Origin of the sequence: Salmonella sp. SAL04213 (genome assembly GCF_046550535.1) — a bacterium.
Taxonomy (GTDB): Bacteria; Pseudomonadota; Gammaproteobacteria; order Enterobacterales; family Enterobacteriaceae; genus Salmonella; species Salmonella enterica.
The window spans coordinates 1-21,781 of record NZ_JBGDXS010000015.1 but is presented as its reverse complement, the minus strand read 5'-3'; the positions used below and the strand labels follow the sequence as shown (position 1 = coordinate 21,781).

The following is a 21,781-nucleotide window of genomic DNA, read 5'->3' as shown; positions in this document are numbered from 1 at the left end:
TTTTCTATTGCCGAAATATTTGAAAAGCGGCTTTCAATGGCTGAAGGAAAAATGATGTCGGACTTTTTGCCTTTCTCCCGTCCGGCGATGGGCGCGGAAGAGCTTGCTGCCGTTAAGACCGTACTGGACTCAGGTTGGATAACAACTGGCCCGAAAAATCAGGAACTGGAAGCGGCGTTTTGTCGGCTAACAGGCAATCAATATGCCGTTGCCGTCAGTTCAGCCACTGCCGGTATGCACATCGCGTTGATGGCGCTGGGCATTGGTGAAGGCGACGAGGTCATTACACCGTCAATGACGTGGGTTTCTACGCTAAATATGATCGTTTTACTCGGCGCGACCCCCGTCATGGTCGATGTCGATCGCGATACGCTGATGGTCACGCCTGAACATATCGAAGCCGCGATTACGCCACAAACCAAAGCAATTATTCCCGTCCACTACGCTGGCGCGCCCGCCGATCTGGACGCTATTTACGCTCTTGGCGAGCGTTATGGCATTCCAGTGATTGAAGACGCGGCGCACGCGACAGGAACCAGCTACAAAGGTCGCCACATTGGCGCCAGGGGCACCGCGATTTTCTCCTTCCACGCCATTAAGAACATTACCTGCGCTGAAGGCGGTATCGTCGTCACGGATAACCCGCAATTCGCCGATAAACTGCGCAGTCTCAAGTTTCACGGGCTTGGCATTGATGCCTGGGATCGACAGAGCGGGGGACGCGCGCCACAAGCGGAAGTCCTGGCGCCGGGCTACAAATATAATTTGCCCGACCTCAACGCCGCTATCGCGCTTGCTCAGTTACAGAAACTGGATGCGCTTAACGCTCGCCGCGCCGCCATCGCAGCGCAGTACCACCAGGCAATGGCAGACCTGCCTTTTCAGCCTCTGAGCCTTCCGTCGTGGGAACATATTCACGCCTGGCATTTATTCATTATCCGGGTCGATGAAGCCCGCTGCGGTATTACCCGGGATGCTCTGATGGCATCGCTGAAAACGAAAGGCATCGGCACAGGGCTGCATTTCCGCGCCGCGCATACGCAAAAATATTATCGCGAACGTTTCCCAACGCTCACGCTGCCTGACACCGAGTGGAACAGCGAGCGAATCTGCTCACTGCCGCTCTTCCCGGACATGACCGAGAGTGACTTTGATCGGGTCATTACCGCCCTTCATCAGATAGCAGGACAATAAGCATGTTTGACGCCGCCCCCATAAAAAAAGTCTCGGTGGTTATTCCTGTCTATAACGAACAGGAAAGCCTGCCGGAATTGATAAGACGCACCACCACCGCCTGCGAGAGTCTGGGCAAAGCGTGGGAGATTTTATTGATAGATGATGGTAGCAGCGATAGCTCGGCGGAGCTGATGGTTAAGGCGTCCCAGGAGGCCGATAGCCATATCATCTCTATTTTACTCAACCGTAACTACGGTCAACATGCAGCAATTATGGCGGGGTTTAGCCATGTAAGCGGCGATCTTATCATTACGCTGGATGCCGATCTGCAAAACCCGCCGGAAGAGATCCCACGTCTGGTGGCGAAAGCCGATGAAGGGTTCGATGTGGTAGGCACCGTGCGCCAGAACCGACAGGACAGCCTGTTTCGCAAATCGGCGTCAAAAATCATTAATCTGCTGATCCAGCGCACAACGGGCAAAGCGATGGGCGATTACGGCTGCATGTTACGCGCCTATCGCCGCCCTATTATCGATACTATGTTGCGCTGCCATGAACGCAGCACCTTTATCCCTATTCTGGCCAACATTTTCGCTCGTCGGGCTACCGAGATCCCGGTGCATCACGCTGAACGTGAATTTGGCGACTCTAAATACAGTTTTATGCGTCTCATTAACCTGATGTATGACCTGGTGACCTGCCTGACGACGACGCCGCTGCGCCTGTTGAGTCTGCTGGGCAGCGTTATCGCCATCGGCGGGTTTAGCCTGTCGGTATTGCTTATTGTACTTCGCCTGGCGCTGGGGCCGCAGTGGGCGGCGGAAGGCGTATTTATGCTCTTTGCCGTCCTGTTTACCTTCATCGGCGCGCAATTCATCGGTATGGGACTGCTGGGCGAATACATCGGTCGCATTTATAACGATGTCCGCGCCCGCCCCCGCTATTTTGTTCAACAAGTTATCTACCCGGAAAGCACGCCGTTTACTGAGGAAAGTCACCAATGAAAGCCGTTATTTTTGCCTATCACGATATGGGATGTCAGGGCGTGCAGGCCGTACTGGATGCCGGGTATGAGATTGCCGCGATTTTTACTCATGCCGACAATCCTGCGGAAAACACCTTTTTTGGCTCCGTCTCCCGGCTGGCGGCAGAATTAGGGATTCCGGTTTATGCACCGGATAACGTAAACCATCCTATCTGGGTCGACCGCATCGCTGAGCTTGCGCCGGATATTATTTTTTCGTTCTATTACCGCAACCTGTTAAGCGAAGAAATTCTGCACCTCGCCCCGGCTGGCGCGTTCAATCTGCACGGTTCTCTATTGCCTGCCTATCGTGGCCGTGCGCCGCTAAACTGGGTTCTGGTTAACGGCGAAAGCGAAACGGGCGTAACGCTGCATCGTATGGTCAAACGTGCCGACGCCGGAGAGATTGTCGCCAGTCAACGCGTTGCTATTGCGCAGGACGATGTTGCGCTTACCCTGCATCATAAGCTATGCCAGGCCGCGCGCCAGTTGCTTAATAGCATCCTGCCCACCATGAAATGCGGCGATATACCTTCTGTTCCCCAGCGTGAGTCTGACGCTACGTATTATGGTCGCCGCAGGCCGGAAGATGGCCTTATCGACTGGCACAAACCGGTTTCCACGGTGCATAACCTGGTGCGGGCGGTAGCCGCCCCCTGGCCCGGCGCGTTCAGCTATAACGGCTCGCAAAAATTCACTATCTGGTCTTCCCGAATTTGTCCGGATGCGCAGGGCGCGCTTCCCGGCTCGGTAATTTCGGTCTCTCCGCTGCGGGTCGCCTGCGCCGATGGCGCGCTGGAGATTATTACCGGCCAGGCCGGAGACGGTATTACTGTACAAGGCTCGCAGCTTGCACAGACGCTTGGTCTGGTGGCGGGCGCGCGTTTGAACCGTCCACCAGCGACCAGCGGTAAACGTCGCATTCGCGTTCTCATCCTCGGCGTCAACGGTTTTATCGGCAATCATTTGACCGAACGGTTACTGAATGAAGAGAATTACGAGGTCTACGGTATGGATATCGGCAGCAACGCCATTAGCCGATTCCTGCTCCACCCTCGATTTCATTTCGTGGAGGGAGATATCAGCATCCACTCAGAATGGATCGAATATCATGTCAAAAAATGCGATGTCGTACTGCCGCTGGTAGCAATTGCTACCCCGATTGAATACACCCGCAACCCGCTGCGCGTCTTTGAACTTGATTTTGAAGAAAATCTGCGGATTATCCGTTATTGCGTGAAATACCGTAAACGCGTGGTTTTCCCGTCTACCTCTGAAGTGTACGGCATGTGTACGGACGCCTCTTTTGACGAGGACAAATCGAATCTGATCGTCGGGCCGGTGAATAAGCCACGCTGGATTTACTCCGTTTCCAAACAGCTTCTCGATCGGGTGATTTGGGCTTATGGCGAAAAAGAGGGATTGCGCTTCACGCTTTTCCGTCCCTTTAACTGGATGGGGCCGCGGCTGGATAGCCTGAACGCGGCGCGTATCGGCAGTTCACGCGCGATAACGCAGTTGATTCTGAACCTGGTAGAAGGGACGCCGATCAAGCTTATCGACGGCGGTCAGCAGAAGCGCTGTTTCACCGATATTCGTGACGGGATCGAAGCATTATTCCGCATTATTGTGAATGAGGGCGATCGGTGCGATGGCAAAATCATTAATATCGGCAACCCTGACAACGAAGCCAGTATTCAGGAACTGGCGACGCTGTTGCTCGATAGTTTTGACAAGCATCCACTGCGCTGCCATTTCCCACCGTTTGCCGGTTTCCAGGTCGTCGAAAGCCGTAGTTATTACGGCAAGGGTTATCAGGATGTCGCACACCGGAAACCCAGTATCGACAATGCCAGGCGCTGTCTGGGCTGGGAACCGTCTATTGCGATGCGTGATACGGTTGAAGAAACGCTGGACTTCTTCCTGCGCAGCGTAGATGTCGCGGAACGCGCATCATGACGAAAGTCGGTTTACGCATTGATGTTGATACCTTGCGAGGAACGCGTGAAGGTGTTCCCCGGCTGCTGGCGACATTGCATCGCCACGGCGTTCAGGCCAGCTTTTTCTTCAGCGTCGGGCCGGACAATATGGGACGTCATCTTTGGCGTCTGATAAGACCGCGATTTTTATGGAAAATGCTACGTTCAAACGCCGCTTCGCTCTACGGCTGGGATATCCTGCTGGCCGGTACCGCCTGGCCGGGAAAAAATATCGGCAACGCCAATGCCGGGATTATTCGTGAAACGGCAACATACCATGAGACGGGACTACATGCCTGGGATCACCATGCGTGGCAGACTCACAGCGGCCACTGGAGTATCCGCCAGCTTGAAGAAGATATCGCGCGCGGCATAACGGCGCTTGAGGCCATTATCGGAAAACCCGTCACCTGCTCAGCCGCGGCCGGCTGGCGAGCGGATGGGCGCGTTGTTCGTGCGAAAGAGCCGTTCAACCTGCGGTATAACAGCGATTGCCGTGGAACCACCTTATTCCGTCCGCTACTGATGCCGGGCCAGACAGGGACGCCGCAAATCCCGGTCACCTTACCCACGTGGGATGAGGTTATCGGCCCCGCCGTTCAGGCGCAGTCGTTCAATACCTGGATTATCTCCCGTATGTTGCAGGACAAAGGCACGCCGGTATATACCATCCATGCGGAAGTCGAAGGTATTGTCCATCAGCCGCTGTTTGAAGATTTGCTCGTTCGTGCACGTGACGCGGGGATCACCTTTTGTCCTCTGGGCGAACTGCTGCCGACATCGCCTGAGTCTCTGCCGTTGGGGCAAATTGTACGTGGGCACATCCCTGGCCGTGAAGGTTGGCTGGGGTGCCAACAGGCAGCGAGCGCCTCATGATGAAATCGATACGCTATTATCTGGCTTTCGCCGCATTTATCGCGCTCTACTATGTTATTCCTGTCAATAGCCGCCTGCTCTGGCAGCCGGATGAAACGCGCTATGCCGAAATAAGTCGGGAGATGCTGGCGTCTGGCGACTGGATCGTGCCGCATTTTCTGGGATTACGTTATTTTGAAAAACCGATAGCCGGTTACTGGATAAACAGTCTGGGTCAGTGGCTTTTTGGCGCTACCAATTTTGGCGTGCGGGCTGGCGCTATTTTAACGACATTGCTGGCTGCAGCGCTGGTGGCGTGGCTGACGTTCCGCTTATGGCGGGATAAACGTACCGCGTTGCTTGCCTCCGTTATCTTTCTCTCCCTCTTTGCCGTTTACAGTATCGGGACGTATGCGGTACTCGACCCGATGATCGCGCTTTGGCTTACGGCCGGGATGTGTTGTTTCTGGCAGGGGATGCAGGCCACGACCCGAACGGGCAAGATTGGGATGTTTTTGCTACTGGGCGCAACCTGCGGTCTGGGTGTATTAACTAAAGGCTTCCTCGCCCTGGCCGTACCGGTAGTGAGCGTGCTGCCGTGGGTCATTGTCCAGAAACGCTGGAAGGACTTTTTGCTTTACGGCTGGCTGGCGGTTTTGAGCTGCTTTGTGGTTGTCCTTCCCTGGGCGATCGCCATTGCGCGACGCGAAGCCGATTTCTGGCATTACTTTTTCTGGGTGGAGCATATCCAGCGATTCGCCATGAGCGATGCCCAGCATAAAGCCCCTTTCTGGTACTATCTGCCGGTACTGCTCGCGGGAAGTTTACCGTGGCTGGGGTTACTGCCTGGCGCGCTTAAACTAGGCTGGCGCGAGCGAAAAGGCGCATTCTATTTGCTCGGATGGACGATCATGCCGCTTCTCTTTTTCAGCATTGCGAAAGGGAAACTGCCCACCTATGTTCTTTCCTGTTTCGCACCGATAGCGATACTCATGGCGCGCTTCGTCCTGCATAACGTAAAAGAAGGCGTCGCCGCGCTACGTGTCAACGGCGGGATCAACCTGGTGTTCGGGATAATCGGGATCGTCGCGGCGTTTGTCGTCTCCTCATGGGGCCCGCTGAAATCGCCGGTGTGGACGCATATCGAAACCTATAAAGTGTTTTGCGTCTGGGGCGTCTTTACTGTTTGGGCGTTTGTGGGCTGGTATAGCCTCTGTCATAGCCAAAAATACCTATTACCCGCGTTTTGTCCGCTGGGACTGGCGCTGCTGTTCGGCTTTTCCATCCCCGACAGGGTGATGGAGTCAAAACAGCCACAGTTTTTTGTCGAAATGACCCAGGCGCCTTTGGCATCAAGCCGCTATATTCTTGCCGACAACGTGGGCGTCGCCGCCGGGCTGGCCTGGAGTCTGAAACGAGACGATATTATGCTCTACGGACACGCGGGCGAACTCAGGTATGGTCTTAGCTATCCTGATGTGCAGGATAAATTCGTTAAAGCCGACGATTTTAACGCCTGGCTCAACCAGCATCGTCAGGAGGGCATTATTACGCTAGTACTTTCAATAGCCAAAGATGAAGACATCAGCGCTCTTTCCCTTCCCCCTGCGGACAATATTGATTATCAGGGGCGTCTGGTGTTAATTCAGTATCGGCCTAAATGATCGGCGTCGTTCTGGTGCTTGCCAGTCTGCTCAGCGTTGGCGGTCAGCTCTGCCAGAAGCAAGCGACACGGCCATTGACGGCGGGCGGACGCCGCCGTCACCTGATGCTGTGGCTGGGCCTGGCGCTGATATGCATGGGCGCAGCGATGGTGCTGTGGCTGCTGGTGCTACAAACCCTGCCGGTGGGAATTGCTTACCCGATGTTGAGTCTGAATTTTGTCTGGGTCACGCTGGCGGCCTGGAAAATCTGGCATGAACAGGTTCCGCCCCGCCACTGGTTGGGCGTCGCATTGATTATCAGCGGCATTATCATTCTGGGGAGTGCGGCATAATGGGCGTAATGTGGGGACTGATAAGCGTTGCGATTGCCTCCCTCGCCCAGTTGAGTCTGGGATTCGCCATGATGCGGCTGCCATCGATAGCGCATCCACTGGCGTTTATTTCCGGACTGGGCGCTCTTAATGCCGCGACCCTGGCGCTATTCGCCGGTTTGGCGGGGTATCTGGTTTCCGTCTTCTGCTGGCATAAAACATTACACACGCTCGCGCTCAGCAAAGCCTATGCGCTACTGAGTCTCAGTTATGTGCTTGTCTGGGTAGCCTCAATGTTGTTACCCGGTTTGCAAGGCGCCTTCAGCCTAAAAGCGATGCTCGGCGTATTGTGTATTATGGCGGGGGTAATGCTGATTTTTCTGCCCGCCAGATCATGATGGCTTGCGCGTCAACCGCTGCCATTCGTCGCAGGAATAACAGCGTGCATCAACGATTTTTAAGGTCTGGTGTTTTTCCCGATTAATACAATACTGCGCATCCTGTAAAGGCGACAGGATATCGCCGGGACTCAGTAATATCATGGAATTCGCCTCGGCGATCATTTTTAGCGAACCGCCGCTATCGCACAGCACCAGAACATGGCACGCCCTCTTTTTGACATAATGCGATTTCTTAACCAACCATTCCATAGCGCCCCCGTTTCACGCTGATTGTTCATAACACGTTACACATCAACGGATAAACAAAACGGCAATAGCGATGGAATGGTTGTATATTAACCTAACATTAATTTTTACAGATCTTACACACCCACTGCTGGAGCGCACGGCGAGATATTTTAATCCCTCCGTTTTTCAGTTCTGACGGCAGCGTCAACCAGCGAACCGGCTGTTGAAAACGCGCCAGCTTATCGCGAACCCATTCAGCGAGGTTCACGTCTCCGGCCTGCGATGCATACTCCACAACCGCAACGGGACGATGGCCAAACTCTTTATCTTCTACCGGCACGACAAAGGCTTGTTGCACCAGCGGATGCGCGTTAATAACGCGTTCGACTTCCTCCGGCTGAATGCCTTCGCCGCCGCTAAAGAACAGGTTGTCCAGCCGCCCGGCGATGGTTAGCCTGCCGTGGTTCAGCTCGCCGCGATCGCGCGTGGCAAACCAGCCTTCGTCATTAACCAGCGGGATCAGTTTGCCATCACGCCAGTAACCTTCCGCCATACTGGCGGCGCGCAGCCAGACTTCATTATCGACGATTCTGATCTCTCTGCCGGGAAGCGGCGCGCCAACATCATCCGAACCATCGGCCTCTTTGGCGCATACCGTAGACGCGAACTCCGTGAGCCCATACCCGCACCAGCAGCGAATCCCTTGTTTGCTGGCCTGGTCGGTGAGTTCAACCGGAATCACCGCGCCGCCGAGCAAAACGGCTTTCAGCGTCACCGCCGCCCGATTCGCCAGCAACCGCCATAGCTGCGTCGGCACCAGCGAAGCATGAGTACACCCTGCCAGCATCTGCTCCAGCGGTTGCTTATCGCGTACCGTCATGCGCGCCCCGGCGAAGAGCCAACGCCACATAATACCCTGCCCGGATACATGAAACAGCGGCAGCGATAGCAGCCAGTCATCCTGCGGGCCAAACGGCATTAGCGAAAGCACCCCCTGCGCGCTGGCAAGATGCGCCTGGCACGTATGTACGGCCGCTTTTGGCAATCCTGTGGAACCCGATGTCAGCGTCATGGAAACCAGACGCTGCGGTTGCCAGTCCACAGCATACGCCGCTGTGCTCTTTTGTATCTGCAACGCGGTTAATCCGGAAAACGCATTTTCGCCTTCCAGTGTCAGCGCAAAACGCAGCGTTAACTTCGGCACCAGCGCCTCCAGCAACGTCTGGGGCAACTGCGGGTTGACGGGCAGAACCCGCGCGCCGCACTGCATCAACGCAAGCCATGCCAACAGAGTGCGCGGCTGATTCCCGGCGCGCAGCAGGACACCGTCGCCCTCCCGTACGCCCTGCGCGGCAAACCCGCCCGCCAGCGCATCAATACGCTCACAGAGGGCGCGCCAGCTTAGCACTTCATCGTTCAGGCGCAGAGCGGGCGCCTGACTGCGAACCTGACGCCAGTGGCGCCACGGCCAGTCCGTGAATGTCATAACAGTCGTTCCAGCTCATCACGCTTCAGACAAGGCAACGCGCTACCGGGCCAGGGGCGAATCTGTTGCGCCTGCATCAGATGCAAGGTATCCAGTCCGGGCAGCGTTCCCGGCGTCAACCAGGCGGCAATCCGCGCCAGTTGCGTCAGGCCGAGGCTGGACTCGATCGAAGAGCTGATGACCGCCGTCAGTCCCAACGCATGGGCGGCAGCGACTTGCTCACGCACTTTATCAAGCGATCCGGTCAGCGTAGGTTTGATAACCACAGCCCTGACGCCCTCTTCGGCTTCAAAGGTGAAATCCGCTTCGCGCAGACTTTCGTCCCAGGCAATCGCGATGCCGGTTTCACGGGTAAAGGCGCGGGAATCATCCCGCGTCTTACACGGTTCTTCGAGAAAGGCGATACGAGCGCGGTAGTCCGGATTAACATACTTTGCGAACTGTTGGGCTTTTAGCGGCGTCCAGGCGCGATTCGCATCCAGACGCAGATGCAGATCCGGGATCGCCTCCAGCAGCAAATTAACCACCATGCCGTCGCGTACCGCTTCATAAAGACCCACTTTGACCTTAGCGATTTTCTCGCCGGGCATATCGGCAAGCCGCAGCACCAAATCGTCAGGATCGCCAGTGCATAACGGCGCAGCGCGATAGTCCGCCGCCTCCGGCAATACGCCTGTCAGTTCCGCCAGCGCGCAGCTTGCGCCAAACGCGACCGAAGGCATCTCGGGTAATCCCTCGCTCCCCTGAAGCCAGTCGTTCACCCATGTTAGTAGCGCCGTCTGCGCCTCTTCCCACGTTTCCTGACTGAACCCCGGCAGCGGAGAGATCTCTCCCCATCCCTCACGCTCGCCGTCACGCAGACAAACATACAGCCCGTCGCGAGTTTTTAACCGCCTGTCGCGCAGAACCACCCCCGCGTCCATGGGGATCTGCCAGCGGTATACCTGCGCGCTACGCATTATGGGTTCCGTTTGAATTTGCTGAAGTCAGGCTGACGCTTCTGGTTAAAGGCGTTACGGCCTTCCTGCCCTTCTTCGGTCATGTAGAACAGCATGGTAGCGTTGCCGGCCAGCTCCTGCAGCCCGGCCTGACCGTCACAATCGGCATTCAGCGCCGCTTTCAGGCAACGCAGCGCCATCGGACTGTTTTGCAACATTTCGCGGCACCAGCGCACGGTCTCTTTTTCCAGATCCGCCAGCGGAACGACGGTGTTAACCAGCCCCATATCCAGCGCCTGTTGCGCATCGTACTGGCGGCACAGGAACCAGATTTCACGCGCTTTCTTCTGACCAACGATACGCGCCATATACGAAGCGCCCCAGCCGCCGTCAAAGGAGCCGACTTTCGGACCGGTCTGGCCGAAGATGGCGTTTTCCGCCGCGATGGTCAGGTCGCACATCATGTGCAGCACATGCCCACCGCCGATGGAGTAACCCGCGACCATCGCGACAACCGGTTTTGGACAGGTACGAATCTGGCGCTGGAAATCCAGCACGTTCAGGTGATGCACGCCGGAGTCATCCTGATAACCGCCGTAATCGCCGCGCACCTTCTGGTCGCCGCCCGCGCAAAACGCTTTATCGCCTTCGCCGGTCAGAATAATCACGCCCACGTTGTCGTCGTAACGGGCATCCGCCAGCGCCTGAATCATCTCTTTGACGGTCAACGGACGAAATGCATTGCGCACCTGCGGACGATTAATGGTGATTTTTGCAATACCGTCGGTGGATTTTTCATAACGAATATCGGTGTAACCCTCCGAGCAGTCGTGCCATTCTACCGGTGCGTAAAGCATTGTTTCATCAGGATAGATCATAGTGTGTCCTTTAGTCAGAGACGCAGAATCTGAGCCAGACTGTCTACCACGCCAGCGGGGTTTTCCCGATGCGCGTTGTGTCCGGCGTTACGAATGACATGGCATGTCGCCGCCACTTCCTGCGCCAGGGCGCGGAATTTGCTGTCGCGTTCGCCACATAAATAATAAAACGGAAATGCCAGCGCGTTGAGCGCCTCGCGTAAATCCGGCTGGGCGGCAAGCGATGTCGCCTCCAGCATCGCAGCCAGCGTTTCGCCGTTATTCTGGCTACGCAGCGCCGTCAGCGCCTGCCTTTGCTGCGCCGTCAGCGAGGCGAACACCGGCTGCTGATACCAGTCGTGAAAAACCTCAGTCAGGGGTTCACGACGAAAACGCTCTGCCCAGCGCCCGTCGGACAATCGTCTTTCAGCGCGCGCCTGTTCATTTTGCAGCCCCGGATGACCGCCTTCAACCACCAGGCCGCACAGGCCTGGTATTCCCTGGCAGGCTGCCATCATCGCCACCCGGCCGCCAAGAGAGTATCCCACCAACCAAAACTTTAGTATGTTGTAACTAATTAACGTAGCGCGCAGCAATCTGATGACATCGGCAAATCTGCCGACCGGAATAGCCGCAGATCCGCCATGTCCCGGTAAGTCAATATAAAGCCGCGAACAGCCGTGAAACTGTTCGCCAACCGGCTGCCATTCACGGCAATCGCCAGAAAAACCGTGCAGGAAAACCAGCGAGGGCGCCCCAGGCTGTCCGGGCATGTGCTGCGCGTGCAACATCATAGATGGCTTACCTGAGCCAAAAGTTGCTGCAGCGTCTGCGCGCCATCCGTATCGTTTACCACCAGCTCAATCACCGTTGTCGCCGGGGTTCGCCACGCGCCAGCCAGCGCAGATTCAAGTTCTTCCCAGTTTTCCGGGCGATGATAGCGTAGGTTAAACATGGCAGCCGCATGGTCAAAATGGACGTTTTGCGGCATCAAATAAAAGCGCTCACGCTTACTTTGCGGCGTCGGCAGCAGGGAAAAGATCTGCCCGCCGTTATTGTTGACCACAATCAACACAAACGGCGCGGATACCTGACGTAGTAACGCCAGCGCGTTAAGATCGTACAGCGCGGATAAATCGCCGACGATAGCCAACGTCGATTTGGCGCTGGCGCGCTGCACGCCCGCCGCCGTGGAAAGCAGGCCGTCAATGCCGCTCGCCCCGCGATTGCTGTATACCGGATAGCCAGCCGGCAACTGCGACAGCGCGTCGATCAGACGCACCACCAGACTATTGCCCACGAACAATTGCCCCTGCTCCGGCAGATAGTCGCGGATACGGTGCGCCAGCTGCGCTTCGCCAAAGGTGTCTCGCTGCGCGACCACCCGTTGCCACGCCAGTTCCGCCAGACGCGGGATCTCTACACACCACGGTTTACGTTTTTCCGCCGGATGCATCTCCAGCCAGTCGGCGATTTTCGCTACCAGTCTGCGTCCACAATGGTGCGCCGGGTCCAGACGACCTTCAATATTGTCGATTACCCAGTACTCTTCCGGCTCGCAGGTTGCCTGCCATTGCAGTAAGCGTTTTCCGGTAAGGCTACTGCCAAGCTGGACGACAATCTGCGCCTGCTGCAGTTCGGTCACCGCTTTGGCGTTGCCGAGCCACAGGTCGGCGCACGGCAGCGGCTGCCCGGTTTGCGACAATACGTCGCCAATTAATGGCCATCCCAGAGTTTGCGCCCACTGCGCCACTTTTTTGCCTTCTTCCGCGCTCATACGCCCGGCGACAACGACGCCGCGTTTTTGTCGCCAGAAGAACCAGTCGCGCTGTTTGTCGCTTTCCAGTCGACGCGCTTCGCGCAGCCAGGGTTTTTCATCCTGCCACCAGTCGCCGAGGCGCTGCTGCCAGACCAGACCGGTGTCATTCATATCGCCATACAGCGGTTCGGCAAAAGGACAGTTAATGTGCAGCGCGCCCGCATGAAGCATGGCGAGCGCATTGTCGATGGTCGACACCAGCCAGCGCGCCGGAATATCCTGCGTGGGACGCGGCAACGACAGAGTTTGGGAGGGGTGCGAGGCAAACATCCCCGCCTGACGGATCGCCTGGTTGGCGCCGCAGTCAATCAGCTCCGGCGGGCGATCGGCGGTAAGTAAAATGAGCTTCTCGCCCGTCAGACCCGCCTCAATCAGCGCCGGATAGAGGTTCGCCACGGCGGTACCTGAAGTGACAATAACGGCAACCGGCTGTTGGCTGACTTTCGCCAGCCCTAACGCCAGATGACCAAGCCCACGCTCATCAAAGTGCGTATGGTGAATAAAAGCAGGATTCTCTGCCGCCGCCAACGTGAGCGGCGTGGAACGGGAACCAGGGGCGATACAAACATGCCTGACGCCATGACGGGTTAAGGCTTCCAGGATGACCGCCGCCCAGCGCCGGTTAAATGCACTTACTGACATGAGTTTGTCCGGTATCAATCATTGGGACTAAGTATAAAGAGCTGCAAAAATGGATTATTGATATGGGTCGGGAATATGTGACTCATTACGCATCCATCTGCAATAAGGTACGTAACCCGGCCGCTTTATTATCTATTTCCTGCCATTCCTGTTCCGGATCGGAGCCGCGGACGATTCCCGCGCCGGCATACAATCGCACCACATTGGCCGTCACTTTGGCTGAACGTAACGTCACGCAAAACTCACTTTGCCGCGTGGAGAGATAGCCTGCCGACCCGGCATACCATTCACGTTCGAACGGCTCATGTTGTTCTATAAAATAACGCGCGGGTTCACGAGGGATCCCGGCGACCGCTGCGGTAGGCTGTAACTGGTGCAGGCAGAGCGTGTCGTCCGCCTGATTAAGCGCCGTCCAGATACAGCGGCGCAAATGCTGTACCTTGCGCAGTCTGAGCACCTGCGGCGGCAGCACATCCAGCGAGTGGGTGCAGTTTTGCAGTCGCTGGCAGATGTCTTCGACAACCAGCATATTTTCTCGCTGGTTTTTATCGTCTTTCATTAACCATTCGCCAAGCTGCCAGGCTTTATGGTTATCCGGATGGTTCGCCACCGTCCCGGCCAGCGCTTCGGTACGCAGCGCCGTTTCACGCCGCCGCCAGAGCCGCTCCGGCGATGATCCCAGAAAGGCGGTATCGGCGGAAAAAGCCATAAAAAAGTGGTAGCAGTTGAGATTTAAACGACGACTGGACGCCATCATCGCGGCGGCATTGACCGGACGGGAGAATTGTAAGTCGGTGGCCCGCGCCAGCACAACTTTATCAAACGCCTCTTGCGCAATGGTGTGGGTGGCCTGCTGAATCAGCTTCACCCAACCGTCTTTGTCCGGCCAGTGTTGTTCGCTCGTGAGCGAAAGGCGCAGCGCCGGAACAGGCTTAATGCCGACCAGAGAAGCGAGAAACGCTTTCGCCTGGCGCGCATCATCGCGTAGCGAAACGTCACTGTGCAGATGTAAGCGTAAGGTCGCCGTACCCCCGCTACGTCGCCACTCCAGCCGCGGCAGCAATAAGTAGCCCTCTTTCGGCTCGAACGCATTCAGCCCCCAAATACGCAGATCAGGCTGCGCGTGCTGACGTAAAAACCGTTGCGCCAGATCGAGCGATGAAAAAACGGTGATTGCCCCGAGAACGGCAGCTTCTTCGTCGCCATTGCGCTGTTGCCAGTAGAATTGCGGAAAGGATGACTGGCTGGCCAGCCAGCTCAATGCATCGAAGGCATCGTTTAAAGGGAAAGGCGCATCGAAAACGCAAAGCCCTGGCGTCGCCGGTATCTCTTGCGATAGCTGACGCGTCAGATTTTCCAGCGCAGTAGTAATAGAATGCACGCGGACCCTCCCTGTTAAAAACCCCACATTATACGGGGTACTGCCCTAAAAAAGCAGTACCTCATTTAGGGAGGGTTGCAATTCTGTTCAGTGGGGGATTTAGCGCCGCGCCAGCAGCAGTCCAAGTACCAGTCCTACCGCCGCGCCTACGCCAATACCCTGCCAGGGTTTTTCATGAACGTAGTCATCCGCTTTATAAACGGCCTGCTTTGCCCGGTAATAATAGCTATCCGACGCATGGCTTACGCGGTTTTTCACCTCTTCCAGCGCTTGTTCCGCGCGGGCTTTCAGCTCAATGTATTTTTGATCGGCGGGATCGCCTGAGGAACGTAAAACCTCTTCCAGCGTTTCGCTGAGCAAAGTCAGATCATCATCAACACGTGATTCACCAAATTGATATGACATTCTCATTCTCCGTTGTGTTAACACCTGCTCCTAACTATAGTCAACGGTTTCGGTTTATGCCTGATGAACCTCCCGCGCCATTCCCCGGTGCGGAATGCCGTCTTCGTCATAAACATCGGTGACGGGAATAAAACCAAACCGCGCATAAAAAGGTTGCAGATGCGCCTGCGCCCCCAGATATAGCGGCTTATCCGGCCAGTGCCGCCCACAAGATTCCAGCGTTTTCGCCATTAATTGCTGGCCCAGTTTCGCCCCTCGCCAGGCATCGCTGACGATCACCCGGCCAATGACAACCGGGTCTGATTCGTTATCGCTTTTCAGAATCCTCGCATACGCCACCAGCTCATCCTGATGCCAGCCCAGAATATGCCGATTGTCGCCGACTAAATCATCGCCATCCACATCCAGGTAAGGACAGCGCTGTTCTACCACAAAGACTGCGCAGCGCAATTTGAGTAACGCGTAAAGTTGAGGAACGGTAAGTTCGCTATGGTGGAGATCCTGCCAGTCAATCATGATGCGCTCCTGTGTTGTGGTAATCTTGGGTTAAACGATAACCAAACGTGTATGGACAAGATGGAATTAATTTTTTTAGGTACGTCCGCAGGCGTTCCCACGCGCTCACGCAATGTAACGGCAATTTTATTACATCTGCAACATCCAACGCAGCCGGGAGTATGGCTTTTTGATTGCGGCGAAGGGACACAGCATCAAATGCTTAATACCGCGTTTCATCCCGGTAAGCTTGAGCGCATTTTTATCAGCCATCTTCACGGCGATCATCTGTTTGGCCTGCCGGGTCTGCTATGCAGCCGGTCGATGGCGGGGAATCCCCATCCGCTAACCGTATACGGGCCTCAAGGCGTGCGTGAGTTTATTGCAACCACACTGCGCCTTAGCGGTTCATGGACCGATTTTCCGTTGCAAATTGAAGAAATTAGCGCAGGCGATATTCTTGACGACGGTCTGCGTAAAGTGACCGCGTTCAGGCTGGAGCATCCACTGGAGTGCTACGGATATCGTGTTGTTGAACATGACAAGCCTGGCGCGCTGAATGCCAGGGCGTTAAAAGCCGCAGGCGTTACGCCCGGCCCGCTGTTTCAGGCGTTGAAGGCAGGAAAAACCGTCACGCTTGCCGATGGAAGGCAGATCAATGGCGCCGACTACCTTGCTCCCGCCGTGGCCGGGAAATCAGTGGCGATTTTCGGCGATACCGCGCCCTGCGAGGCCGCCCTCGCGCTGGCGCAAGGCGTGGATGTGATGGTCCATGAAACCACGCTGGATGCGTCAATGGAGGAGAAAGCCAACGCTCGCGGACACAGCTCCACCCGTCAAACCGCGACGCTGGCGCGGGAAGCTGCCGTCGGTCGGCTGATCATGACCCATATTAGCTCACGCTATGACGATAAAGGCTGTCAGCGCTTACTGGCGGAATGCCGCGCTATTTTCCCGGCGACGGAGCTGGCTTACGATTTTTCTGTTTTCCCGGTTTAGCGCTCCATTTTTTGTCCTCATTGCCGATAACACTAAAAAAGGCAGGCTTTCATAATGAGGTTAGGATGGACAATTTTCAGAAAGATATTGATGACAGGGCCAATTTAACCCTGTCCAACCGTTTTGAACTGCTGTTATTCCGTCTTGGTACATCGCTGCATGAACAGAAGTCAGAGCTGTTCGGCATCAATGTATTTAAGCTGCGCGAAATCGTACCAATGCCCGCCTTTACGCGCCCGGCAGGCATGAAAGCGCCGCTATTGGGCATGGTCAATATTCGGGATCAGGTCATTCCGGTAATTGATTTACCAGCGGTAGCGGGCTGCAAGCCGGAAACCGGGCTGAATATTTTGCTGATCACCGAATATGCGCGCAGCGTACAGGCATTTGCCGTCGAGTCGGTGGAAAATATTATGCGTCTTGACTGGCAACAGGTGCATACCGCCGAGAAAGCCGTCAACGGTCGCTACATCACCAGTATTGCCTGCCTGGATGACAACAAAGAAACCAACAACCTGGCGCTGGTGCTCGACGTTGAGCAGATTCTTTATGATATTGTCCCCTCCAGCCACGATCTGCGCGCCACCAATCTGAAGACCAATAAATTTTATATTACCCCTGGCGCGGTAGCCATTGTGGCGGAAGACTCCAAAGTCGCCCGCGCGATGCTGGAAAAAGGGCTGAACGCGATGGGAATTCCGCATCAGATGCATGTGACCGGCAAGGATGCATGGGAGAGAATCCAGCAACTGGCGCAGGAAGCGGAGGCCGAAGGTAAGCCAATTAGCGAGAAAATCGCGCTGGTCCTGACAGATCTTGAGATGCCGGAGATGGATGGCTTTACGTTAACGCGTAAAATTAAAACCGATGAACGGCTGAAAAAGATCCCGGTCGTTATTCACTCTTCCCTTTCCGGCAGCGCCAACGAAGATCATATACGTAAAGTGCAGGCCGACGGCTACGTGGCCAAGTTTGAGATTAACGAACTCTCTTCGGTCATTCAGGAAGTGCTGGAGCGCGCAGCAACAAACAGCCAGGGACCACTGATCAGCCGCAAAAGCGCCTGACGTAACAGGGGATGCCTACAGTACAGGCATCCCCTGACGCTTAGTGAGACAAGCCTTCCGCCAGTTTTACCAGTTTAATAAACTCCGCGCGATAGCCTTGTTTATCTTCCCCGCGCGCCTGTTCACCCCATTTAATAATTTGCGGCCAGCTCGTATCTGCCAGCGTTTCTGAGCCACGCAGTTTTTGCCCGAAAGCCGCTACCGCCGCGCGGAAACGAAAATCTTCAGAGGCGTCAGCAAAGATCGGCATCTTTCCCATAACGACCGGGAACTCGGCTAATGTACTTTCGCTGCCCTGCGGCGCTTTCCAGCGCAATTTGATCCACGCCAGCTCGCTTGATTTTGTTGGCTTTGAGGCGGCTTTGTCCTGAGCGTAGCGCAGTTTATCCACCGAGGCTTTCTGCCCGTTAAGCGTCAGTTCAAAGAATAGCGTGACGTGTTTACCCGCGCCGATATCACCGGCATCAACCTTATCGTTATTGAAATCCTCGTCGCGCAGTTGGCGTTTTTCATAACCAATCTGCCGGTACTCAGTCACCCACTGCGGATTAAATTCGATTTGCGATTTTACATCTTTGGCAACGGTGACCAGCGTTTGATGCATCTCATCCTTGAGGACTTTTTGCGCCTCAGAGAGGGAGTCGATGTAGCTGTAATTGCCGTTACCCACATCAGCAATTCTCACCATCATGGCTTCGTTGAAATTGTCATCGCCGACGCCCAGCGTAGATAAGGTAATACCTTTCTCGCGCTCTTTTTTTACCAGCGCTTCGATGTCTTTGGGATCGGTAATACCGAGGTTAAAATCACCGTCGGTGGTCAACAAAATGCGGTTAACGCCGCCTTTGATAAACCCTTTTTCGGCCTGCTCGTAGGCTAGTCGTAATCCCGCTTCACCACCGGTACTCCCGTAAGCATCCAGATTATCAATTGCCGCTTTAATCGCGGTTGTGTTATTTCCCGCTGTAGACGCCAGCGCGACGTGAGTGCCGCCCGCGTAGGTCACAATCGTGATGTTATCCTGCGCACGCAGATCGTTCACCAACAGTTTTAGCGCCGACCGGATCAACGGCAGGCGTTCCGCTGGCTGCATAGAGCCGGAAGTATCAATGAGAAAAACCAGGTTGGCAGGTGGTAGATCTCTGGTCTGCATGTCCCGGGCCTGAACATCAACTTTTAATAGCGTACGCTGCGCGTTCCACGGCGAGGGAGCCAGTTCGTATTTAACCGCAAATGGCATCGGTATACAGGCCGCAATGGGTTTCGTGTTATCCTGCTTATCCGCAACGGGCTGAGGCGCGGGAAAATAGTTGAGCATCTCTTCTACCCGCACGGCTTCCGGCGGCGGCAGTTGTCCCTGATTCAGAAAGCGCCGCACGTTAGCGTAGCTGCCAGTGTCTACATCCAGACTAAACGTGGCGAGCGGCGCCTGACTTACCTGTTTAATCGGATTTTCATCGTAGTGTTCGTAACGCGCGGTCCCCATTACATTACCGCCTTGTGCAGCGAACGCTTTTGATGCCGCGGCACGTGTCCGCATTTCATATTGCGGTGCTTCAGCTGTTGTCAGAGATGCCGCTTTGGCATCTGCCAGGGCTTTGGCTTCAGCATTCGCTTTATATTCGGCTGCTTTTTTCGCAGCCTGTTGGGCGGCCTCGGCTTGTCTTTTCTGGACAGTGTCATCCCCGGCCTGAGCGCTATTTTCTTTCTGGATAGCCTGCTCCTGTTTTAACTCAGCCGGATTATTTCCCTGCGGGTCGGAGGGCTCCGGCCCACAGCCCGAGAGAACAACCCCACCCAACAACAGCATTAATGTTTTTCCATTAAGCATACAAATTCCTTTTCAATTATATTCGGGTAATTCTCTGCAGATGTCCTGCATTATATTCCGCTTTACTTTTATTATCAGCATGACGAAAGTAGAAAATGGTATTATCTGCGTTAATAACCACCCATAATAAAAAAGATAATTATATTTTTGAGGCAAATAATATTTACGTTTAAGATGAACGGCTTAATCAGTTGCTGGCGTTCGACCCACAGATTCTGCGTGAAGAACACTATTTACAGATGACCGATTTACCAAAAGTGAATATATAAGATGGGGGACTATCTGCACTGTACCCTCGCCGATACTTCCTTTTACAACCCACCAAACAGCAATCCATTAAGCCGTGCCGACACTCACGTTATTGATGGAAAGAGATTATATGCCGCCGTCACACGAAATTATGGACTGAGCGCGATCGGACGCCCTGAAAAACGCTGACAGAAATACGCTTCAGATCAAATTTTTCCCATTGAAGTCGATGAATAAACATTTATCCGGGAAACGGGTCACGAAAACAGTTGGGAGAGTTGTTCCACTGCCTGCTTGCGGAACCGGATACCGAATGTTGCGTTGCGCTCCACCCAACCTACGCCTGATGGCGCTTCGCTTATCAGGCCTACGAATTATCACATATTGATAACCCTATAGGCCGGATAAGGCGTAGCCGCCATCCGGCATAAATGTTGTACTATGCCTGGTGTGCAACTTACCAGTTATAGCGCATGTTCAGGCTAAAGCTGGCGTCGCCGTAGTCGTTCTTTCCCTTCTGACCGGCGGCCTGGGCGTAGACGCTTAGCCGTTCGCTGACGTTTGCCTGAATCCCCACTTTCACTTCCACGCGGTCGTTCGGCAAATCCTGCGATACCTTCGTGTCGCCAAAGGTAGCCGAGGCATTGTCGCTGGCGTGCAGCCAGTTGACCTCCATAAACGGCTGGATCCTGCCGCTCTCTTTGTACAGTTTACCGTCCACACGCACGCCTAAGCGCGTCGTCCAGCTATCATCGTTCTGGCCGCTGATGCGGGTACCGCCATCGTCAATAACCGTGTCGGCGCTGTAGCGCTGCCAGGTGACCTGCGCCTGCGGTGTCAGGCTGACCGTGTTGCGGTTGCTTAACGCAATATCATAACGATAACCCGTTTCCAGCGAGACAGCGTGCGCGGCGGAGTCGTAACGGCTGGCGCTGAGTCCGTCGTTATCCACGCTGTTGTTGTAAACGCCGTACTGATACCAACTGTCGATGTAAGCCCCGCGATGACTTTGCGCATCGGCAAACCAGGTGGCGTAGAGGCCGAGATTGTAGCCGTCCACGCTACCGTTGGCGGAGAACTGGCTGCCGTCCGCCCCCCGGTTGCCGGTGCTGTCGGTGTTAGCGTTGATGTAGCTGCCCATCAGGCCAACGGTGACGCTCTGCGCGCCGTCGCTCCAGGTCAGGATGTCGCCGCCGAGCTGGAACTGCGAGTAGTCGCTGTCGATATCTACATTGCCGTTAACCGCCAGCGATTCGGCTTTACCGGCCTTAAAACGCATCCAGACGCTGCCGTCGGCGGAACGGTACTGGCTGCCTTCCCGGTCGTAGAGGGTCTGCATTTGCAGGTTGCGCGCCATCCACTGGTTGCCGAGATAAACGCCAATGTCGGCGCGGTACTGCGGCGCCACGGGCGTGACGTCGCCGCCGTCAGGTGGAGTGATATCGCCACTATCATCAGGCGGAGTGATATCGCCGCCATCGTCTGGCGGAGTGACATCGCCGCCATCGTCAGGCGGGGTGATATCGCCGCCGTCGTCCGGCGGGGTGATATCGCCGCCATCGTCCGGCGGAGTGACATCGCCGCCGTCGTCCGGCGGGATAACATCACCGCCGTCGTCCGGCACGTCATCAGACTCGGAGCGCAAGTACCAGTCGCCGCCGTCTTGTTTCAGCGTATAGGTCCAGGCGTTAATATCAACATGCCCTTTGTAGAGCCTAAAATCACCGTCGGACTGACCGCCCACCTCAATAACTTCAATACCGTTAACTGTTTGTGCGCCCAGGCCATTGACGTTGGTGATATGCAGCGTGGTGCTGCCGGCGGTGTCGCCGGTGACGATCAGTTTATCGGTGGGCGAGCTGTCATCGCCCAGTTGGGTATTGAGATAGAGATGACCGGTGATGCTGCCAACTTACTGATTTAGTGTATGATGGTGTTTTTGAGGTGCTCCAGTGGCTTCTGTTTCTATCAGCT

19 protein-coding genes and 1 pseudogene are annotated in these 21,781 nt (G+C 55.4%); 9 read left to right on the top strand and 11 right to left on the bottom strand.

The window, feature by feature from the left end; genetic code table 11:
- Positions 1-54: 54 nt before the first annotated feature.
- From arnB to arnF, 7 genes are read left to right on the top strand one after another with little or no spacing between them, the layout of a single operon-like run.
- Positions 55-1,194, top strand: a complete 1,140-nt coding sequence (gene arnB / locus ACLJPQ_RS21520; RefSeq protein WP_138010044.1) for a UDP-4-amino-4-deoxy-L-arabinose aminotransferase — start codon at positions 55-57, stop codon at positions 1,192-1,194.
- A 2-nt stretch (positions 1,195-1,196) separates the two neighbouring features.
- Positions 1,197-2,180 (top strand): undecaprenyl-phosphate 4-deoxy-4-formamido-L-arabinose transferase, encoded by a 984-nt coding sequence (gene arnC / locus ACLJPQ_RS21515; protein ID WP_000458893.1) that lies wholly within the window; start codon positions 1,197-1,199, stop codon positions 2,178-2,180.
- Entirely contained in the window at positions 2,177-4,159 is a 1,983-nt protein-coding gene (gene arnA, locus ACLJPQ_RS21510; RefSeq protein ID WP_021000543.1) for a bifunctional UDP-4-amino-4-deoxy-L-arabinose formyltransferase/UDP-glucuronic acid oxidase ArnA, read from the top strand. The genes arnC and arnA overlap by 4 nt, the downstream gene beginning before the upstream one ends.
- Positions 4,156-5,055 (top strand): 4-deoxy-4-formamido-L-arabinose-phosphoundecaprenol deformylase, encoded by a 900-nt coding sequence (arnD, locus tag ACLJPQ_RS21505; RefSeq protein WP_000169766.1) that lies wholly within the window; start codon positions 4,156-4,158, stop codon positions 5,053-5,055. The genes arnA and arnD overlap by 4 nt, the downstream gene beginning before the upstream one ends.
- Complete coding sequence (gene arnT / locus ACLJPQ_RS21500; protein WP_080185196.1) at positions 5,052-6,698, top strand: lipid IV(A) 4-amino-4-deoxy-L-arabinosyltransferase; 1,647 nt, start codon at positions 5,052-5,054, stop codon at positions 6,696-6,698. The genes arnD and arnT overlap by 4 nt, the downstream gene beginning before the upstream one ends.
- Positions 6,695-7,030: a 4-amino-4-deoxy-L-arabinose-phosphoundecaprenol flippase subunit ArnE gene (arnE, locus tag ACLJPQ_RS21495; protein ID WP_000580685.1), complete on the top strand. Its 336-nt coding sequence runs from the start codon at positions 6,695-6,697 to the stop codon at positions 7,028-7,030. The genes arnT and arnE overlap by 4 nt, the downstream gene beginning before the upstream one ends.
- The gene (gene arnF, locus ACLJPQ_RS21490; protein ID WP_000538696.1) at positions 7,030-7,407 is read left to right on the top strand and encodes a 4-amino-4-deoxy-L-arabinose-phosphoundecaprenol flippase subunit ArnF; all 378 of its coding nucleotides are present in this window, start codon (positions 7,030-7,032) and stop codon (positions 7,405-7,407) included. The genes arnE and arnF overlap by 1 nt, the downstream gene beginning before the upstream one ends.
- Here the strand turns inward: arnF and pmrD are convergent.
- From pmrD to ACLJPQ_RS21445, 9 genes are all read right to left on the bottom strand, one after another.
- Positions 7,402-7,659 carry a signal transduction protein PmrD gene (pmrD, locus tag ACLJPQ_RS21485; protein ID WP_000455132.1) on the bottom strand — a complete coding sequence of 86 codons (258 nt, stop codon included), beginning with the start codon at positions 7,657-7,659 and terminating at the stop codon, positions 7,402-7,404. The two genes, arnF and pmrD, sit on opposite strands and share 6 nt — an antisense overlap.
- 97 nt (positions 7,660-7,756) lie before the next feature.
- Positions 7,757-9,124: an o-succinylbenzoate--CoA ligase gene (gene menE / locus ACLJPQ_RS21480; RefSeq protein ID WP_000144666.1), complete on the bottom strand. Its 1,368-nt coding sequence runs from the start codon at positions 9,122-9,124 to the stop codon at positions 7,757-7,759.
- Positions 9,121-10,083, bottom strand: coding sequence for an o-succinylbenzoate synthase (gene menC, locus ACLJPQ_RS21475; RefSeq protein WP_080185195.1), 963 nt, complete (start codon positions 10,081-10,083; stop codon positions 9,121-9,123). The genes menE and menC overlap by 4 nt, the downstream gene beginning before the upstream one ends.
- A complete protein-coding gene (gene menB / locus ACLJPQ_RS21470; protein WP_000640013.1) occupies positions 10,083-10,940 on the bottom strand; it encodes a 1,4-dihydroxy-2-naphthoyl-CoA synthase in 858 nt (285 codons plus the stop codon). Before menB ends, menC begins: the two co-directional genes overlap by 1 nt.
- Before the next feature lie 14 nt (positions 10,941-10,954).
- Complete coding sequence (menH, locus tag ACLJPQ_RS21465; RefSeq protein ID WP_000979141.1) at positions 10,955-11,713, bottom strand: 2-succinyl-6-hydroxy-2,4-cyclohexadiene-1-carboxylate synthase; 759 nt, start codon at positions 11,711-11,713, stop codon at positions 10,955-10,957.
- Positions 11,710-13,380, bottom strand: a complete 1,671-nt coding sequence (menD, locus tag ACLJPQ_RS21460; protein WP_080185194.1) for a 2-succinyl-5-enolpyruvyl-6-hydroxy-3-cyclohexene-1-carboxylic-acid synthase — start codon at positions 13,378-13,380, stop codon at positions 11,710-11,712. Before menD ends, menH begins: the two co-directional genes overlap by 4 nt.
- Positions 13,381-13,465: 85 nt before the next feature.
- Positions 13,466-14,761 carry an isochorismate synthase MenF gene (gene menF / locus ACLJPQ_RS21455; protein ID WP_076726926.1) on the bottom strand — a complete coding sequence of 432 codons (1,296 nt, stop codon included), beginning with the start codon at positions 14,759-14,761 and terminating at the stop codon, positions 13,466-13,468.
- 99 nt (positions 14,762-14,860) lie between these two features.
- Positions 14,861-15,166 carry a stress response protein ElaB gene (elaB, locus tag ACLJPQ_RS21450; protein ID WP_001522308.1) on the bottom strand — a complete coding sequence of 102 codons (306 nt, stop codon included), beginning with the start codon at positions 15,164-15,166 and terminating at the stop codon, positions 14,861-14,863.
- A 54-nt stretch (positions 15,167-15,220) separates the two neighbouring features.
- On the bottom strand, positions 15,221-15,682 hold the full coding sequence (locus ACLJPQ_RS21445; protein WP_000568155.1) for a GNAT family N-acetyltransferase: 462 nt from the start codon (positions 15,680-15,682) through the stop codon (positions 15,221-15,223).
- 60 nt (positions 15,683-15,742) lie between these two features.
- On the opposite strand from ACLJPQ_RS21445, the gene rbn reads away from it, so the two are divergent.
- Both rbn and ACLJPQ_RS21435 read left to right on the top strand, forming a co-directional pair.
- The gene (gene rbn, locus ACLJPQ_RS21440; RefSeq protein WP_000419093.1) at positions 15,743-16,660 is read left to right on the top strand and encodes a ribonuclease BN; all 918 of its coding nucleotides are present in this window, start codon (positions 15,743-15,745) and stop codon (positions 16,658-16,660) included.
- 65 nt (positions 16,661-16,725) lie between these two features.
- Positions 16,726-17,727 (top strand): chemotaxis protein, encoded by a 1,002-nt coding sequence (locus ACLJPQ_RS21435; RefSeq protein WP_000368560.1) that lies wholly within the window; start codon positions 16,726-16,728, stop codon positions 17,725-17,727.
- Between the two features lie 40 nt (positions 17,728-17,767).
- Here ACLJPQ_RS21435 and ACLJPQ_RS21430 read toward each other — a convergent pair whose 3' ends face one another.
- Together ACLJPQ_RS21430 and ACLJPQ_RS21425 are read right to left on the bottom strand one after the other, a co-directional pair.
- Entirely contained in the window at positions 17,768-19,558 is a 1,791-nt protein-coding gene (locus ACLJPQ_RS21430; RefSeq protein WP_080185193.1) for a vWA domain-containing protein, read from the bottom strand.
- Between the two features lie 706 nt (positions 19,559-20,264).
- Positions 20,265-21,704: pseudogene (locus ACLJPQ_RS21425) on the bottom strand (autotransporter outer membrane beta-barrel domain-containing protein); the annotation flags it as partial.
- Between the last annotated feature and the right edge of the window lie 77 nt (positions 21,705-21,781).